The sequence below is a fragment of the Marinobacter sp. W-8 genome (genome assembly GCF_044342215.1).
Taxonomy (GTDB): Bacteria; Pseudomonadota; Gammaproteobacteria; order Pseudomonadales; family Oleiphilaceae; genus Marinobacter; species Marinobacter nauticus.
Genome location: NZ_CP172297.1, coordinates 1489091 through 1503697 on the forward strand (window position 1 = coordinate 1489091; position 14607 = coordinate 1503697).

Here is a 14607-nt window from a genome sequence, read left to right on the forward strand (position 1 = left end):
TTCAGGTTATTGATTGGCTTTGACAAGAGCGATTGCATTATCAAGCATGCGATTGGAAAAGCCCCATTCATTATCGTACCAGGCCATGACTTTTACATGACGCCCCAGTACCCGAGTATGATTTGCATCAAACACGCTGGACAGTGCGTTATGGTTGAAATCAATGCTGACCAGTTTCTCGGTGTTGAATCCGAGTACCGGATTGTTCCGGGCCGCCTCGCGGACGGTCTCGTTGATTTCCGCTACCGAGGTATCGCGGCCAGCGATGAAGCCGAAATCAACCAGTGATACATTGATCGTTGGCACCCGGACCGCGAGCCCGTCCAGTTTGCCTGCAAGTTCCGGGATGACTTTGCCGATGGCGGCAGCGGCGCCGGTCTTCGTCGGAATCATGGACTGGGTGGCGGAGCGTGCACGGTACAGATCCTGATGATACACGTCGCTCAGTTTCTGGTCGTTGGTATAGGAGTGGATGGTAGTCATCAGCCCGCTCTCGATACCGACCACGCGATGGAGCGCTTCGGCGACCGGAGCCAGACAGTTAGTGGTGCAGGATGCATTGGAAATGACCTGGTGATCGGCGGTCAGAGTGGAGTGATTGACCCCGTACACCACGGTTGCGTCGGCATCGGCCGAGGGGGCCGAGATGATGACTTTGCGGGCCCCGGCCGTCAGGTGCTGGGCGGCCTTATCGCGGCTGGTAAACAGCCCGGTGCATTCAAACACGACATCGACCCGGAAATCCCGCCAGGGGAGGGACTTCGGGTCGCGGATGGCAGTAATGGCGATGCGGTCACCGTTAACGGTCAGTGATTCGGCATCGTGGCTGACCACGCCATTGAACCGGCCGTGGACGCTGTCGTACTTCAGCAGATGGGCGTTGGTTTCGGCGTCTCCGAGGTCGTTGATGGCGACTACCTGGATCTGGTTTCGGTAGTTATTTTCATAAAGAGCCCGCAGGACGTTGCGGCCGATTCGGCCAAAACCGTTAATTGCGATGCGGATGGTCATGATTCTGGCTCCTTTGCAGGGTTTTGTTGTTGGTTGTGGTGAGCAATGTAGTAAATATAACAACAAAAAACGAACAAATGAACGCTGAACAGCTGGATTCACGAAAAAAAGTAAGTAAACTTACATCTAAATGCAGCCAGCTTATAATCAAAACAGACAAGGGAGATCGCCATGCATCCCATCATCACCAAGGTGACCGAGCGAATCATTGAGCGCAGCCGGTCAAGCCGCCAGGACTACCTGAATCGTATGACTGCCCTCAAGGCTCAGTCTCCCCACCGCAGCTCCCTGTCCTGCGGCAACCTGGCTCATGGCTTTGCGGCCTGCAGCCAGGCTGATAAAGACACGCTAAAATTCATGAACAAGGCCAACGTGGCAATCGTAACCGCCTACAACGATATGCTTTCGGCCCATCAACCCTACGAAAAGTTCCCTGACCTCATCCGCGAGGCGGCCCATGGTATGGGGTCGGTGGCCCAGGTTGCCGGGGGCACACCCGCCATGTGTGATGGTGTGACCCAGGGCCAGCCGGGCATGGAGCTCAGCCTGTTTTCCCGCGACACAATCGCCATGAGCACGGCGGTGGCGCTCAGCCACAACATGTTTGATGCCACTCTGTTGTTGGGGATCTGCGACAAGATTGTTCCGGGGCTGCTCATCGGATCGCTGAGTTTTGGCTATCTGCCGACCATCCTGGTACCTGCCGGCCCTATGCCTTCCGGATTGCCAAACAAAGAGAAGCAGCGCATTCGCCAGCTCTACGCCGAAGGCAAGATTGGCAAAGAGGAGTTGCTGGAAGCCGAGAGCAAGTCGTACCACAGCCCGGGTACCTGCACCTTTTATGGCACCGCCAACAGCAACCAGCTGTTGGTTGAAGTGATGGGGTTGCACCTGCCCGGCGCCGCCTTTGTGAATCCGGGGACGCCGCTGCGTGACGCGCTGACCCGGGCAGCCACGGAACAGGTTATCCGGTTATCGAAACCCCACGGTGGAGAGCTGGGGCTGGGTGACATGGTGGATGAAAAGAGCATCGTCAATGCTCTGGTGGCGCTGCTGGTAACGGGTGGCTCAACCAACCATACCATTCACTGGATAGCCATCGCCCGGGCTGCCGGCATTATCATTGACTGGAACGACTACGCCGAGCTCTCGGCGGTTGTGCCCTCGATGACCCGTATCTATCCCAATGGCCAGGAGGATGTGAATGCCTTCCATGAAGCCGGTGGCACGCCGTTCCTGATCCGCGAGCTGCTTGCTGGCGGATACCTGCACAATGACGTGCATACGGTTATGGGTCATGGCCTGGAACAGTACGCCCGCATGCCGGAACTCGACGATGAGAAGCTCGTCTGGAAACCGGCAGTTGAGAAAAGTGCCATGCCGGAAGTGCTCAGCAGCGTTTCCGAGCCTTTTGCGCCCGACGGCGGGCTCAGGGTACTTGAGGGCAATCTTGGCCGGGGCGTTATCAAGGTGTCTGCTGTCGCCCCGGAACACCATACCATTGAGGCTCCGGCGGTGGTGTTTAACGATCAGAACGAACTCAAGGCGGCCTTTGAAGCCGGAGATCTGAACCGGGATTGCATTGTGGTGGTCCGTTTTCAGGGGCCCCGGGCCAATGGCATGCCCGAGCTGCACAAGCTGACCCCGTACCTGGGGGTGTTGCAGGACAGGGGGTACAAGGTGGGGCTGGTTACGGATGGCCGGATGTCTGGTGCTTCCGGTAAAGTACCCGCAGCTATCCACGTTTATCCGGAAGCGCTGGACGGAGGGCCACTGGCCTTCATTGAAGACGGCGATACGGTTGTTCTGGATGCTCGTCAGGGGATCTTGAGCGTGAAAGTTAAGGATGATGACCTGGCCGCCCGCACGCCTGCAAAGGTTGATCTGTCCGGGTATCATACCGGCTACGGGCGCGAGCTGTTTGGTTGGCTCCGCCGTTCGGCCAGCAACCCTGAGCAGGGCGCCAGCTTTTTCTGGAACCACGAGGCATGACAGCAGAACACTACTCTCTGGTGGGAGACATCGGCGGAACCAATGCGCGCTTTGCCCTGGTAGAGCAGGGCAGTGTGCAACCACGGGCCATTGAAGTGTTGCCCTGCCGCGATTACGAGAACCTGGATCAGGCGGTGGTCGCCTATCTGGAGCGTGCGGGTGTGGCGTCCGTCAGGCAGGCGTGCCTGGCCGTGGCCTCTCCGGTGCGCGGTACTCAGGTGAGAATGACCAACAACCACTGGCGTTTTGATACTGAGGTGGTGCGGCAGGCCTTTGGCTGGTCGGCCTTCAAGGTCATCAACGATTTTACTGCCATGGCTCTGGGTGTGCCCCATGTACCGGACGCGAATCTGGTGCACGTTTGTGGCGGCCCGGGAGACCCTGGCAGGCCGAAACTGGTGATGGGCCCCGGTACCGGCCTCGGCGTTTCCGGTCTGGTACCGATCCGCAATGGCTGGGTGCCGCTGATGACCGAAGGGGGTCATGTGGATTTCGCACCCACCGATGATCTGGAAATGGACGTGCTACGCATTCTTCGGTCCCGGTTTGGGCGGGTGTCGGTTGAGCGGATTCTGTGTGGCCAAGGGTTGCTGAACCTGTATCAGGCCCACGCCGAAATCCGTGGTGTGGCGGCGCCGCTGGATGCTCCGGAGAAGATCACGGCAGCGGCTGTGGACGCTTCCGATGCCTTGGCCAGGGAAACCCTTCGGCACTTCTGCGAGATTCTTGGGCGTACCGCAGGTAACGCGGTGCTGACGCTGGGGAGTCTGGGTGGCGTATACCTGTGTGGCGGCATTCTGCCCAGATTCCTCGAGTTTTTTCTGGAGAGTCCGTTCCGTAACGGCTTTGAAGACAAGGGGCGCATGCGCCCGTTACTGGAATTCACGCCAGTCTATGTGGTAACCGAGGCCTATACCGGTCTGCTGGGGGCTGCGGAAGCACTGGGCAATCCCGAGGTATGACCAGAACTCTGGCGGAACTGTCGTTTGATGATCTGGTCCGGCAGGTCCGGGCCTGCCGAATTTGCGCCGGCGCCTTGCCGCACGAGCCCAGGCCGGTGGTCCAGCTTAGTGAATCTTCCCGTATTCTGGTCGTCGGGCAGGCGCCGGGCCGACGGGTTCATGAAACCGGTCTGCCGTTTAATGACCCCAGTGGTGACCGGCTGCGCCAATGGATGGGCATTACCCGCGATACCTTCTACGATGAACAGAAACTCGCCATCCTGCCCATGGGGTTCTGTTATCCGGGGACAGGCAAATCCGGAGATCTTCCACCGCGCCCGGAGTGTGCGCCGGCCTGGCGCCAGGCGTTGCTCGATCGTTTGCCGGAGATTCGCCTGACCTTGTTGATCGGTCAATACGCTCATGCCTGGCATATTCCAGGCGCAAGGCGTGCGGTAACCGAGAATGTGCGGCATTGGCAGCAGTTCTGGCCTGCGATCATTCCCATGCCCCATCCCAGCCCGCGAAATAACCTCTGGCTGCGAAAGAATCCCTGGTTTGAACTGGAGGTAGTACCAGCCCTGCAGGAGCGAGTGGCCGAGGTGCTCGCCGGGTAATTCATGTTCGATCAGGGCACCGGCGCGCTCCGTACCGCTTCCAGTAGGCGATACCATAAGGGGCGGGGCAGCGATGTACCTGCCCCGGCGGAAGCCGCCGCAATTCTTTCCGGTTTCAGGGAGCCCAGCACCGGTATCGGGCTACCCGGTAACTGACGGATCCAGGCGACGGCCAGGCCGTTAAGGCAAAGGCCGGTTTGCTCTCTCGCCTCGCTCACCAGCTCCTCCGGCACGGCATTCGCCAGTTGTCCGCCGGCCAGCGGTGACCAGGCAAGCCACCTCAGCCGGTCGCAGAGCATGGCGTCGTGCTGGCCGTTGAAAAGCGCATCGGCATGGGCCAGCGACAGCTCGGACTGGTTACAGACCAGTGGTAGCGAGGTGTGCTGTTGCAGCCATCGCCATTGATCCGGCAGAAAATTGGACACGCCAATATGGCTGATCTTTCCGTTCGCGACGGCCTGCTCCAGTATGCTCGCAACCGCCCCGGCATCCATGAGTGGGTCCGGACGATGAATCAGAAAGGTATCAATCTGTTCCAACTGCAATCGTTGCAGGGCTCCATCTATGGCCTGCCGCAAGTAGTCGGCCTCCGCCCGGTAATGCTTGGTCTGCCAGCGACTGGTGTCGAGATGGCCCGGTACGATGCCCGCCTTGGTGACCACACGTACCCTCTGTTTCAGGCCCGGCGCTGTGGCCAGCGCTTCCCCGAAGTGGCGCTCGCAAGCGCCATCGCCGTAAATATCGGCGTGGTCAAACACGTCAAGACCCTGGTCGACCTGATGGCTGATCCAGCCCGCAAGAGTCCGGGCGCGGAGCAGTTCCGGGTGGTCGAGAAGGCGCATCGTGCCAAGTATCAGGGGTGTATCGGGTAACCAGGTGCCGTGTTCTGCACTCATGGCTGGTGGGCTCCAAAGGCAATGATAACGCGGTCATCGCCGTATTGTCGGGAAAACACATAGGGGCTCTTGCTGATCATGCGATGGCTGCCTGCACCGATGGCCGGATGGCGCTCCCGGAATTGTCCCAGGATGCGCCAGTGTTCCAGGATGCTGTTTACCTGGCCTGAATCGATGGCCTGCCAGTTCATGGGCGAACGGGTTCCCTGGTGCGCATCCGAACCGGTGGGTCCGAACTCGCGCCCGGATTCATCGCCGTAATACAGCTGAACAGCGCCGGGCGTCAGCAACAGGGCCGCAGCGGCGCGTTTCTGCAGCTGTGGATCCCCATCGGCAATACGGCTGAACAGGGTCGTGTCGTGAGAGGAAATGTAGCTCAGGACATTGAAGGGATCGTCGCCATTCAAGCGGTTGGCGTAATCGGCATAGACCGATTCCATGGCCGGCAGGCAGCGGGCCCCGGCGGCAGCCTCTTCCTGTAAGTCGAAGTTGATCACAGCGTCGAAGCCAGCGTCAAAGTAGCTGCTTTTCTGAACGGAATGTGGAAACACCTCGGCCACCATCCAGAACTCCTCCGCGGGCAGGGCCTCGCCCGGGTTAGCTCGACGATAATCCTCCAGGGCCTGTTGGGCGGCTGCCTTGAGTTCGGCCCAGGCTTCTGGCTCCACATGTTTTGCGGTATCAACGCGGAAGCCATCAATACCAAATTCCCGGACCCAATCCGTTAACCAGGTGATCAGATAGTCACGCACAGTGGCGTCTTCCAGTTCTGTGGCTCGTGTGGTCGGTTTGTTTTTCAGGAACTCGGGAAGGCCAACGGCCTGGTCAGATTCGGTCTTGAAGTCCGGCAGGAAAGCCAGAGAACCACGCACTTCATCAATGGACGCATTCGGCGGCGTTTCGTAGTCGGTAATGCCGGCCCGCACCCAGTTCTTGCCCCACCAGCCGGACCAGTCCGGATGATCATAGTCAATGAACGCGTGGTAGGCGTGGAAGTTCTCCCAGGATTCCGGCCTCCAGTCTCCCCAACGCTCGGGCAGGTGCTTTTCGAATCCGTCGTAAAGTGAGCCGAAGCCAAAGGTTTGCATATCCTGAAGTGTGCTGTAGCCGGGGTGGTTCATAACCACATCCAGTACCACCCGAATGCCCCGCTGGTGGGCTTGCTGCACCAGAGTCCGGAATTCTTCCCGGGTACCGAAGTTGGCGTCGGGCACGGTGAAATCCAGGGCGTAATAGCCGTGGTAGCCGTAATGCCGGAAATCACCACGGTCACCTCCGCCCACCCAGCCATGGATCTGCTCAAACGGTGGCGTAATCCAGAGAGCATTTACGCCCAGTGCCTGCAGGTAATCGAGCCGTTGTGCCAGGCCTGCAAAGTCGCCGCCATGGAAGGTGCCAATTTCGTCTTTCCCGTCCGGTTTTCGGCCATAGTTATTGTCGTTGTCCCGGTTGCCATTGGCAAAACGGTCAGTGACGGCGAAGTACACTGTCGCGCCACCCCAGGTAAACTGTCCGGTTTCTGAGTTGGCCGCCTCCAGCAGTACCAGTCCTTCGGCCTGTTCTCCAGGGGCCATGGTGACCTGGCCGTCACGGACAACGGCGGTACGGCCGGTGTAATAGTCGCGAACCCGTTGGCCGTCGGAAAAGGTGCCGGCGACGGGGATGACCAGTTCTGTGGTCGCCGCTTCGCAGAAGGTATCCCCCTGCAGGCGAGTCTGTGGCCCTGCAGGTATCGTGCTGCTATTGGTACTGGTACTGGTGCAACCGCTCAGCACAAGGGCGGCAATAACGGTGGATAGGGCTGTAGTTGTAAAGGATGGCTGCATGGCGCGATACTCCGGACGGGTTCTGGTTGTTGTTGCAGCCATGTAACCAGACTTCGGCCCGCACCGGGAGAAGGAATTTTCTACGCCGGTCTACTCCCCCATACTACGCCTCGGGGAATGATATAAGGGGTGATGCCTGCAGCACCGTTTTGCAACACAGTGCGGAGACTCGCAAAAGAAAGATTTGCGTCAGACCCGGCCAGGCAACCTCGTGGCAGGCCGGACAAGAACAAAAAAGTAATCAGACACAGAGGAATAACCTGATGAATCGTAGAACCTTTATTCGCAGCACCCTTGCCATTTCTGTGGTTGCCGCCAGCCTGGGCATGGCTGCGCCAGCTCTTGCCGAGATTGAGGAGGGCAAACTGGTTGTCTGGATCAATGGCGACAAGGGCTATGACGGCCTGCAGCAAGTCGGTGACTGGTTTACCGAAGAAACCGGCATTCCGGTTGAGGTTGCTCACCCGGACAGTGCCACCGATAAATTCCAGCAGTCTGCCGCTACCGGCAATGGACCGGATATCTTTATCTGGGCCCACGATCGTGTTGGCGAGTGGGCCCAGAGTGGCATCATTTCCGAGATCAAGCCGTCCCAGGAGGTGATCGACGCCAACTACGAATTCACCTGGGATGCCGTCACCGTGGATGGCAAGAAGTATGGCTACCCGATGGCCGTTGAATCTGTAGGCCTGATCTATAATAAGGATCTGTTGCCGGAGCCACCAACGGCCTTTGAAGACATTCCCGCCGTACACAAGACCCTGGCGGAGGACGGCAAACGGGCGATTCTGTGGGATTACAACAATACCTACTTCACCTGGCCCATGCTGGCGGCCGATGGCGGCTATATTTTCGCCGAGAATGCCGATGGTTCGGTTAACGTCAGTGACACCGGCGTAAATAACCAGGGTGCCATGGCCGGTGCCAACGCGCTGGTGCGGCTCATCGAAGAGGGTGTGATGCCCCGTGGAGCGGATTACAGTGCTATGGAATCCAGCTTCAACAAGGGCGAAACCGCCATGATGATCAATGGCCCCTGGGCCTGGGCCAATGCTCGCAAGAGTGGTATCAACTTCGGTGTGACCACACTGCCAACGGTGAATGGCGAACCGAGCAAGCCCATGGTCGGTGTGATGGCAGCAACGCTTAACTCTGCGAGCCCGAACAAGGACCTGGCGGTGGAATTTCTGGAGAATTACGCGCTCTCGGTCAAGGGCCTGAAGATGGTGAACGACGATGTTCCTCTGGGCGCAGTTGCCAACAAGGCGTTCATGGATGAGCTTTCTTCGGATCCCAACATCAAAGCCACCTTCGAGAATGCCCAACTGGGCGAGCCCATGCCCAATGTGCCGGCCATGGGGGCATTCTGGTCATCCATGGGGCCCGCGCTCCAGAACATGACCTCTGGCCGCCAGCCGGTTGAAGATGCCCTGAACGCAGCCGCCCAGCGCATTACCCGCTGAGACCGGCGCTCGGGTTACGGGCCAGGGAAGGCCCCGCCCGACACCTGATGTGACTGAGAACCTGCCGTCGCCGGCCGGGCGACGGTGCCAATCGGGCTGACTACAATGATAACGGAAACCCTGTCCTCTCCCGCATTCGAAAGCAGATCTTCCATGATTCGAGTATTCCTGAAGTGGGGCGCCCTGGCCGCTCTGGTTGCCGCTGCGCTCTACCTGATTCTGGCCCTGTATGTGCAGCGCGAATTCGTGTTTGCCATGCTGTTCCTGGTGCTGACGGCCTCGGCTGTGGCTGTATTTGTCAGCAAACGGCTGTATGCGCACCGGTACATTTTCCCTGCCATTGCTGGCATGGGGTTATTTGTGATTTTCCCGCTGATGTACACCGTCGGTATCGGATTCACTAACTACAGTGCCAGTAACCTGTTGAGCTTTGAGCAGGTGAACGAGAACCTGTTGAGCCGAACCTACCAGTCGGAAGCCGTTCGTTACGATTTCAAAGCCTTCGAGAGGGAGGGCGGCTACGTATTTTATCTGGAGGGTGAGCACCAGGCGCTGGTGACACCGCCGGTGGACCTCGCTGACGGAGAAACCCGGGCCCCGGTGTTTCCCGCAGACGCTATGCCTGAGGGAGAGCCGTTGGCGATCCGCGACATCATCCAGTTGCGGCAGTCGCTCTCGGAACTCAAACTCGTGACCGACGATAACCGTGAACTGAGCCAGGCGAGCCTGCGTTCCTTTGCGGCCATTCACCCCCAGTTTACCCGCCATGACAATGGCACGCTTACCAACAACCAGACCGGTGAAACCTACTTCCCCAATCACGACACGGGTTTCTATGTGAATGCGGATGGTCAGAAGCTGGTGCCGGGCTGGACCGTAAATATCGGTTGGGACAACTACGTTAAAGTGGTCACTGACCCGAGCATCAGTGGCCCCTTCCTGCAGATCTTTGTCTGGACCCTGTCTTTTGCCCTGGCCACGGTGCTGTTTACTCTGGCTTTGGGACTGGTATTGGCCAATCTGCTGCAATGGGATCAGATACGGGGTAAAGGGTTCTATCGCACCATGCTGATTTTGCCTTATGCCGTGCCGGCGTTTATCTCGATCCTGGTATTCAAGGGGCTGTTCAACCAGAACTTCGGTGAGATCAATCTGGTACTGGAAGGACTTTTTGGTGTCCGCCCGGACTGGTTCAGTGATCCGGCTCTGGCCAGAACGATGATTCTGATTGTGAATACCTGGCTCGGTTACCCTTATATGATGCTGTTGTGCATGGGCCTGCTGCAGGCAATCCCCAGGGATCTGTATGAAGCATCCGCAATGGATGGTGCCGGGCCAATCAACAATCTGTTCAACATCACGCTGCCGCTTATCATCAAGCCATTGATGCCGCTGTTGATTGCCAGCTTTGCCTTCAACTTCAACAATTTTGTCCTGATTGCGCTGCTCACCGGCGGTGCCCCTGACATCATTGGGGCCAGCACACCGGCAGGTACCACCGATTTGTTGGTGAGCTATACCTACCGCATCGCATTCCAGGATTCCGGGCAGAACTTTGGCCTGGCAGCGGCCATTGCCACGGCGATCTTCATCGTGGTGGGTGCGCTGTCTCTGATCAACCTGAAACTGTCCAAAATCAAGGTGTAAGGAGCTTTCCATGGCAATGGTTCAACCTCGCTCCACCAGGTATCGTGTGCTGGCCTCCCATCTGGGAATGTTGGCGTTCATTGCGATTATCCTGTTCCCACTGCTGATGGTGATCTCCATTTCCTTCCGTAGTGGTAATTTTGCCTCCGGCAGCTTACTGCCGGAGAATCCATCCCTGGAGCACTGGTATCTGGCGCTCGGGATTCCCTATACCGATGAAGCCGGCGTCACCACTCAGCCGCCGTTCCCGGTCCTGCTGTGGCTCTGGAATTCCATCAAGGTGGCGGTGGTTTCGTCGGTGCTCATTCTGGCGCTGTCCACCACGAGTGCCTACGCTTTTGCCCGGATGCGCTTCGCCGGTAAAGGTTTTGTGCTGAAGTCTATGCTGATCTTCCAGATGTTTCCGCCGGTGCTGTCTCTGGTGGCGCTTTACGCACTGTTCGATCAGATCGGTAATCATGTGAGCTGGTTGGGACTGAATACCCACGGGGCCGTGATTGTGGCCTCACTGGGTGGCATGGCCCTGCATATCTGGACCATCAAGGGCTATTTCGATTCCATCGACCGCTCTCTGGAAGAAGCGGCGATTGTTGACGGTGCCACCACCTGGCAGGCGTTCCGATACATTCTGCTGCCGCTTTCGGTGCCGATTCTGGTGGTGGTGTTCATCCTGGCGTTCATCATGACCATCATGGAATACCCGATGGCCTCGGTACTGCTGGTGGATACCGATAAGCTGACCCTCGCCGTGGGGGCTCAGCAGTATCTCTATGAGCAGAACTACCTGTGGGGTGATTTTGCGGCTGCGGCAGTGTTGTCCGGCCTGCCCATAACCATGATTTTCCTTTACTGCCAGAAGTGGATTGTCGGCGGGCTGACCGCCGGTGGTGTCAAAGGCTAGCTCTGTTGTTGCTCCCAGGGCCCGCGAGGGCCCGCTCTCCCAGGCCGTAGCGGAAGATCCCGCACGGCTTCCTTACGCGACCTGCGTCTTCCCGCGTTATCTTTCGCGACCCGGTCAGAGTTATCCCCCCTGCTGACCGGGCTTTTTTGTAAGCGTCTTACCTTGGCGAACACATTGGTGCACAGCCCCTTGGTTCCGGTTTCCTATCGCCTGATGTAGCGCGCCCATGTGGGAGGCCCTTTCCAAAACCGTGCGGAGCCAGGGATGGCGGAGCCGAGCGTACAGGGATGTATTCACAGCGTGTTTTGGAAAGGGCCTCCCACATGGGCGTGCGGCCGGCTGTCACCAGTGAGGTCAAGGTAGGGGGCACAAAAAAAAGCCGGTAACGAATACCGGCCAAGGAGAGTGTACTGCAGATCAAATCAGAAGCGGGCAGGGCCCTAGAAGTCGATGCACGGTTCCCTATAGAGGCGGGGGCAGGCGGTGCCGTCTTCCCGGAACAGATGGCATTTGTTGGCATTCAGCCCCAGTGTCATGGGTGCGCCTTCCTGAACGGGGTTGCCGCCATTGGTGCGCATGGTCAGCACGCCCTCCACGTTGTTAACGTCCAGGTGCACCAGGGTCTGATAACCCAGACGCTCTACAACGTTAACCTCACCTTGCAGGTGCATCTCGGCCTCCTGGTTTTCGGTCAGGTGCTCGGGGCGAATACCCAGTGTCACGTTCTCGCCCTCCAGCAGACCGTGACCGTTCACAGGCAATTCAAACTGATGATTACCGGGCAGGGTGACAGTCACTGACTGGCTGCTGGCAGAAGCCACCTGGCAGTCGATGAAGTTCATCTTTGGTGAGCCAATAAAGCCTGCCACAAAGCGGGTGGCCGGATAGTGGTAGAGTTCCATGGGCTTGCCCACCTGGGCAATGCAGCCGTGATCCAGCGCCACGATTTTGTCGGCCATGGTCATGGCTTCCACCTGATCGTGGGTGACATAAATCATGGTGGCGCCCAGGCGTTTGTGCAGGCGGGAGATTTCAATGCGCATCTGTACCCGCAGGGAGGCATCCAGGTTGGAAAGTGGTTCGTCGAACAGGAAAACGGCGGGCTCACGCACGATGGTGCGGCCAATGGCTACACGCTGTCGCTGTCCGCCAGACAGATCCTTGGGTTTCCGCTCCAGTAGTTTGTCGAGCTGGAGCAGAGTGGCGGCATCCTGAACCCGGCGGTCTATCTCGGCCTTGCTGGTTTTGGCGAGCTTGAGGCCAAACGCCATGTTCTCCGCCACGTTCATGTGCGGGTACAGGGCGTAGGACTGGAACACCATGCCCACTTCGCGGGCTTTGGGTGGCAGGTCGTTGACCCGATCGTTGCCGATATACATATCACCCGAGGTGATGTCTTCCAGGCCCGCAATCATGCGTAGTAACGTCGATTTGCCGCAGCCGGAGGGGCCGACGAAAACCACAAATTCACCGTCCTGGATATCCAGGTTTACATTGCGGGTAACCTGGGTTTCGTCGTAGCTTTTACAGATGTTTCTCAGAGTTACACTGGCCATAACGTCAATCTTTTTGTTGGTAGAGTCACCAGTCAGAGCCGGGCAATGTCGCTGCCCCAGGGCTCCAGCTTAAGTTCGTTACCTTGCCATTGGCCGCCGATGAACTCCGGTGTGCTTTCTACCGGTGCGGCCGCGGACGGCAAGGATATGGTGGCCGGCCGGTTGCTCAGGTTGAGGGCAACCAGCAGGGTCTGTTCACCGTGGCTTCGAGTGAACACCAGAGTGTCCCTCGGGCTGTCGAGAAATTCGATATCACCTTTCAGAAGCTCCGGTTGCGTGCGCCGCCAGCCGAGGAAGGCCCGGTAGGCTGTGAGCACCGAATTCTCCTCGGCATGCTGCAGCGCAACGGCAGCACTGTAGTGTTCATCATAAACCGGCAGCCAGGGGCGGGCATCAGAAAAACCACCATGGCTTTCCTTATGATGCCAAACCATTGGCGTACGACATCCGTCCCGGCCTTTGAACTCCGGCCAGAAGGTGATGCCGTATGGATCGACCAGATCCTCGTATTGCAGTTCCGCTTCGGTCAGGCCCAGTTCTTCGCCCTGATAGATGCAGACGCTGCCACGCAGGGTCAGCAACATGACCATGTAGGCTTTCAGCTGCTCCTTGGATTCTGCCTTCCAGCGGGTTGCAACCCGGGCAACGTCATGGTTGCCGATTGCCCAGCAGGGCCAGCCGTCGGTGAGTTTCTTTTCGATACCATCAACGGTTTTGCGGAAGAAGTCGGCGCCATGCTGTTCAGTCAGCAGATCGAACGAATAGGCCATGTGCAGTTTGTCACCGCCGCTGGTGTAGTCGGCCATGGTCTGCAGGGAATCGTCGTCGCCGATCTCTCCTACGGTTGTGGTTTCCGGGTACTGGTTCAGCAGCGCCCGAAGTTTTTTCAGGAACTGCAGGTTTTCCGGTCGGGTCTTGTCGAACTTGTGGTGTTGGTAGGCGTAGGGATTTTCTTTGCGAACGCCAATGGAGCCTTCCTTGATAGCCATACTGGGCGGGTTGTCCCGCAGTTGCTGGTCATGGAAACAGAAGTTGATGGCATCCAGGCGGAAACCATCCACACCACGGTCAAGCCAGAATTTTACGTCCGACAGCACCTGTTCCTGGACTTCCGGGTTATGGAAATTCAGGTCTGGCTGGCTGGTCAGGAAATTGTGCAGGTAATACTGCTTGCGACGGCTGTCCCAGGCCCAGGCCGAGCCGCCAAATACCGACAGCCAGTTGTTGGGCGGGGATCCATCAGGTTTGGGGTCTGCCCAGACATACCAGTCGGCCCGGGCGTTGGTGCGGGACTGACGGCTTTCCGCAAACCAGGGGTGCTGGTCTGAGGAGTGGCTGAGGACCTGGTCGATCATGATTTTCAGGCCGCGTTTGTGGGCCTCCGCAATCAGCTTGTCCAGATCGGACAGGGTGCCGAAAATGGGGTCGACATTTCGATAGTCGGATACATCGTAGCCAAAATCCTTCATGGGAGAGGTAAAGAACGGAGACAGCCAGATGGCGTCTACATTCAGGCTGGCGATGTAGTCGAGTTTGGCGGTTACGCCCGGCAGATCGCCAATACCGTCGCCATTGGAGTCGTAAAAACTGCGTGGGTAAACCTGATAGATTACGGCGCCACGCCACCAGTCTGGATTTCTGATCATCTTGCCTCGCTTACACCCTGGTGGTGATGGATTCTTTTTATCGGGGTGGATATGAGTTCCCACCAGATAACACCCCATCAATGGTGCGACGGAGGCGTCGCCCCTTCATCC

At 58.1% G+C, this 14607-nt stretch carries 11 protein-coding genes; 6 read left to right on the forward strand and 5 right to left on the reverse strand.

Annotated features, from left to right (window positions below; genetic code table 11):
- Positions 1-6: 6 nt before the first annotated feature.
- Complete coding sequence (gene gap / locus ACF8YQ_RS06820) at positions 7-1011, reverse strand: type I glyceraldehyde-3-phosphate dehydrogenase (protein WP_396622977.1); 1005 nt, start codon at positions 1009-1011, stop codon at positions 7-9.
- 171 nt (positions 1012-1182) lie between these two features.
- Here gap and edd point away from each other — a divergent pair, with 171 nt between their 5' ends.
- From edd to ACF8YQ_RS06835, 3 genes are read left to right on the forward strand one after another with little or no spacing between them, the layout of a single operon-like run.
- The gene (gene edd, locus ACF8YQ_RS06825; protein ID WP_396622978.1) at positions 1183-3003 is read left to right on the forward strand and encodes a phosphogluconate dehydratase; all 1821 of its coding nucleotides are present in this window, start codon (positions 1183-1185) and stop codon (positions 3001-3003) included.
- On the forward strand, positions 3000-3965 hold the full coding sequence (locus tag ACF8YQ_RS06830; protein ID WP_396622979.1) for a glucokinase: 966 nt from the start codon (positions 3000-3002) through the stop codon (positions 3963-3965). Before edd ends, ACF8YQ_RS06830 begins: the two co-directional genes overlap by 4 nt.
- Positions 3962-4561, forward strand: coding sequence for a uracil-DNA glycosylase family protein (locus ACF8YQ_RS06835; RefSeq protein WP_396622980.1), 600 nt, complete (start codon positions 3962-3964; stop codon positions 4559-4561). The genes ACF8YQ_RS06830 and ACF8YQ_RS06835 overlap by 4 nt, the downstream gene beginning before the upstream one ends.
- Before the next feature lie 11 nt (positions 4562-4572).
- On the opposite strand, the gene ACF8YQ_RS06840 is transcribed toward ACF8YQ_RS06835, so the two are convergent.
- Entirely contained in the window at positions 4573-5457 is an 885-nt protein-coding gene (locus ACF8YQ_RS06840; RefSeq protein ID WP_396622981.1) for an aldo/keto reductase, read from the reverse strand.
- Positions 5454-7325 (reverse strand): alpha-amylase, encoded by a 1872-nt coding sequence (locus ACF8YQ_RS06845; protein WP_396622982.1) that lies wholly within the window; start codon positions 7323-7325, stop codon positions 5454-5456. The genes ACF8YQ_RS06840 and ACF8YQ_RS06845 overlap by 4 nt, the downstream gene beginning before the upstream one ends.
- Positions 7326-7546: 221 nt before the next feature.
- On the opposite strand from ACF8YQ_RS06845, the gene malE reads away from it, so the two are divergent.
- The 3 genes from malE (at position 7547) to malG (ending at position 11294) form a co-directional block, all read left to right on the forward strand.
- Complete coding sequence (gene malE, locus ACF8YQ_RS06850; protein ID WP_396622983.1) at positions 7547-8746, forward strand: maltose/maltodextrin ABC transporter substrate-binding protein MalE; 1200 nt, start codon at positions 7547-7549, stop codon at positions 8744-8746.
- 153 nt (positions 8747-8899) lie between these two features.
- Positions 8900-10393: a maltose ABC transporter permease MalF gene (gene malF, locus ACF8YQ_RS06855; protein WP_396622984.1), complete on the forward strand. Its 1494-nt coding sequence runs from the start codon at positions 8900-8902 to the stop codon at positions 10391-10393.
- A gap of 10 nt (positions 10394-10403) precedes the next feature.
- The gene (gene malG, locus ACF8YQ_RS06860; RefSeq protein ID WP_288373606.1) at positions 10404-11294 is read left to right on the forward strand and encodes a maltose ABC transporter permease MalG; all 891 of its coding nucleotides are present in this window, start codon (positions 10404-10406) and stop codon (positions 11292-11294) included.
- A 440-nt stretch (positions 11295-11734) separates the two neighbouring features.
- On the opposite strand, the gene malK is transcribed toward malG, so the two are convergent.
- Both malK and ACF8YQ_RS06870 read right to left on the reverse strand, forming a co-directional pair.
- Positions 11735-12850 (reverse strand): maltose/maltodextrin ABC transporter ATP-binding protein MalK, encoded by a 1116-nt coding sequence (gene malK, locus ACF8YQ_RS06865; RefSeq protein WP_224848841.1) that lies wholly within the window; start codon positions 12848-12850, stop codon positions 11735-11737.
- Between the two features lie 32 nt (positions 12851-12882).
- Positions 12883-14496 (reverse strand): alpha-glucosidase family protein, encoded by a 1614-nt coding sequence (locus ACF8YQ_RS06870; RefSeq protein WP_396622985.1) that lies wholly within the window; start codon positions 14494-14496, stop codon positions 12883-12885.
- Between the last annotated feature and the right edge of the window lie 111 nt (positions 14497-14607).

Bases quoted from the DNA above. Each gene is read 5' to 3' on its own strand.
- ACF8YQ_RS06830 (WP_396622979.1), top strand. From the start codon at position 3,000: ATGACAGCAGAACACTACTCTCTGGTGGGAGACATCGGCGGAACCAAT.
- ACF8YQ_RS06845 (WP_396622982.1), bottom strand. From the start codon at position 7,325: ATGGCTGCAACAACAACCAGAACCCGTCCGGAGTATCGCGCCATGCAG.
- gap (WP_396622977.1), bottom strand. From the start codon at position 1,011: ATGACCATCCGCATCGCAATTAACGGTTTTGGCCGAATCGGCCGCAAC.
- malF (WP_396622984.1), top strand. From the start codon at position 8,900: ATGATTCGAGTATTCCTGAAGTGGGGCGCCCTGGCCGCTCTGGTTGCC.
- malG (WP_288373606.1), top strand. From the start codon at position 10,404: ATGGCAATGGTTCAACCTCGCTCCACCAGGTATCGTGTGCTGGCCTCC.
- ACF8YQ_RS06870 (WP_396622985.1), bottom strand. From the start codon at position 14,496: ATGATCAGAAATCCAGACTGGTGGCGTGGCGCCGTAATCTATCAGGTT.
- edd (WP_396622978.1), top strand. From the start codon at position 1,183: ATGCATCCCATCATCACCAAGGTGACCGAGCGAATCATTGAGCGCAGC.
- malE (WP_396622983.1), top strand. From the start codon at position 7,547: ATGAATCGTAGAACCTTTATTCGCAGCACCCTTGCCATTTCTGTGGTT.
- malK (WP_224848841.1), bottom strand. From the start codon at position 12,850: ATGGCCAGTGTAACTCTGAGAAACATCTGTAAAAGCTACGACGAAACC.
- ACF8YQ_RS06840 (WP_396622981.1), bottom strand. From the start codon at position 5,457: ATGAGTGCAGAACACGGCACCTGGTTACCCGATACACCCCTGATACTT.
- ACF8YQ_RS06835 (WP_396622980.1), top strand. From the start codon at position 3,962: ATGACCAGAACTCTGGCGGAACTGTCGTTTGATGATCTGGTCCGGCAG.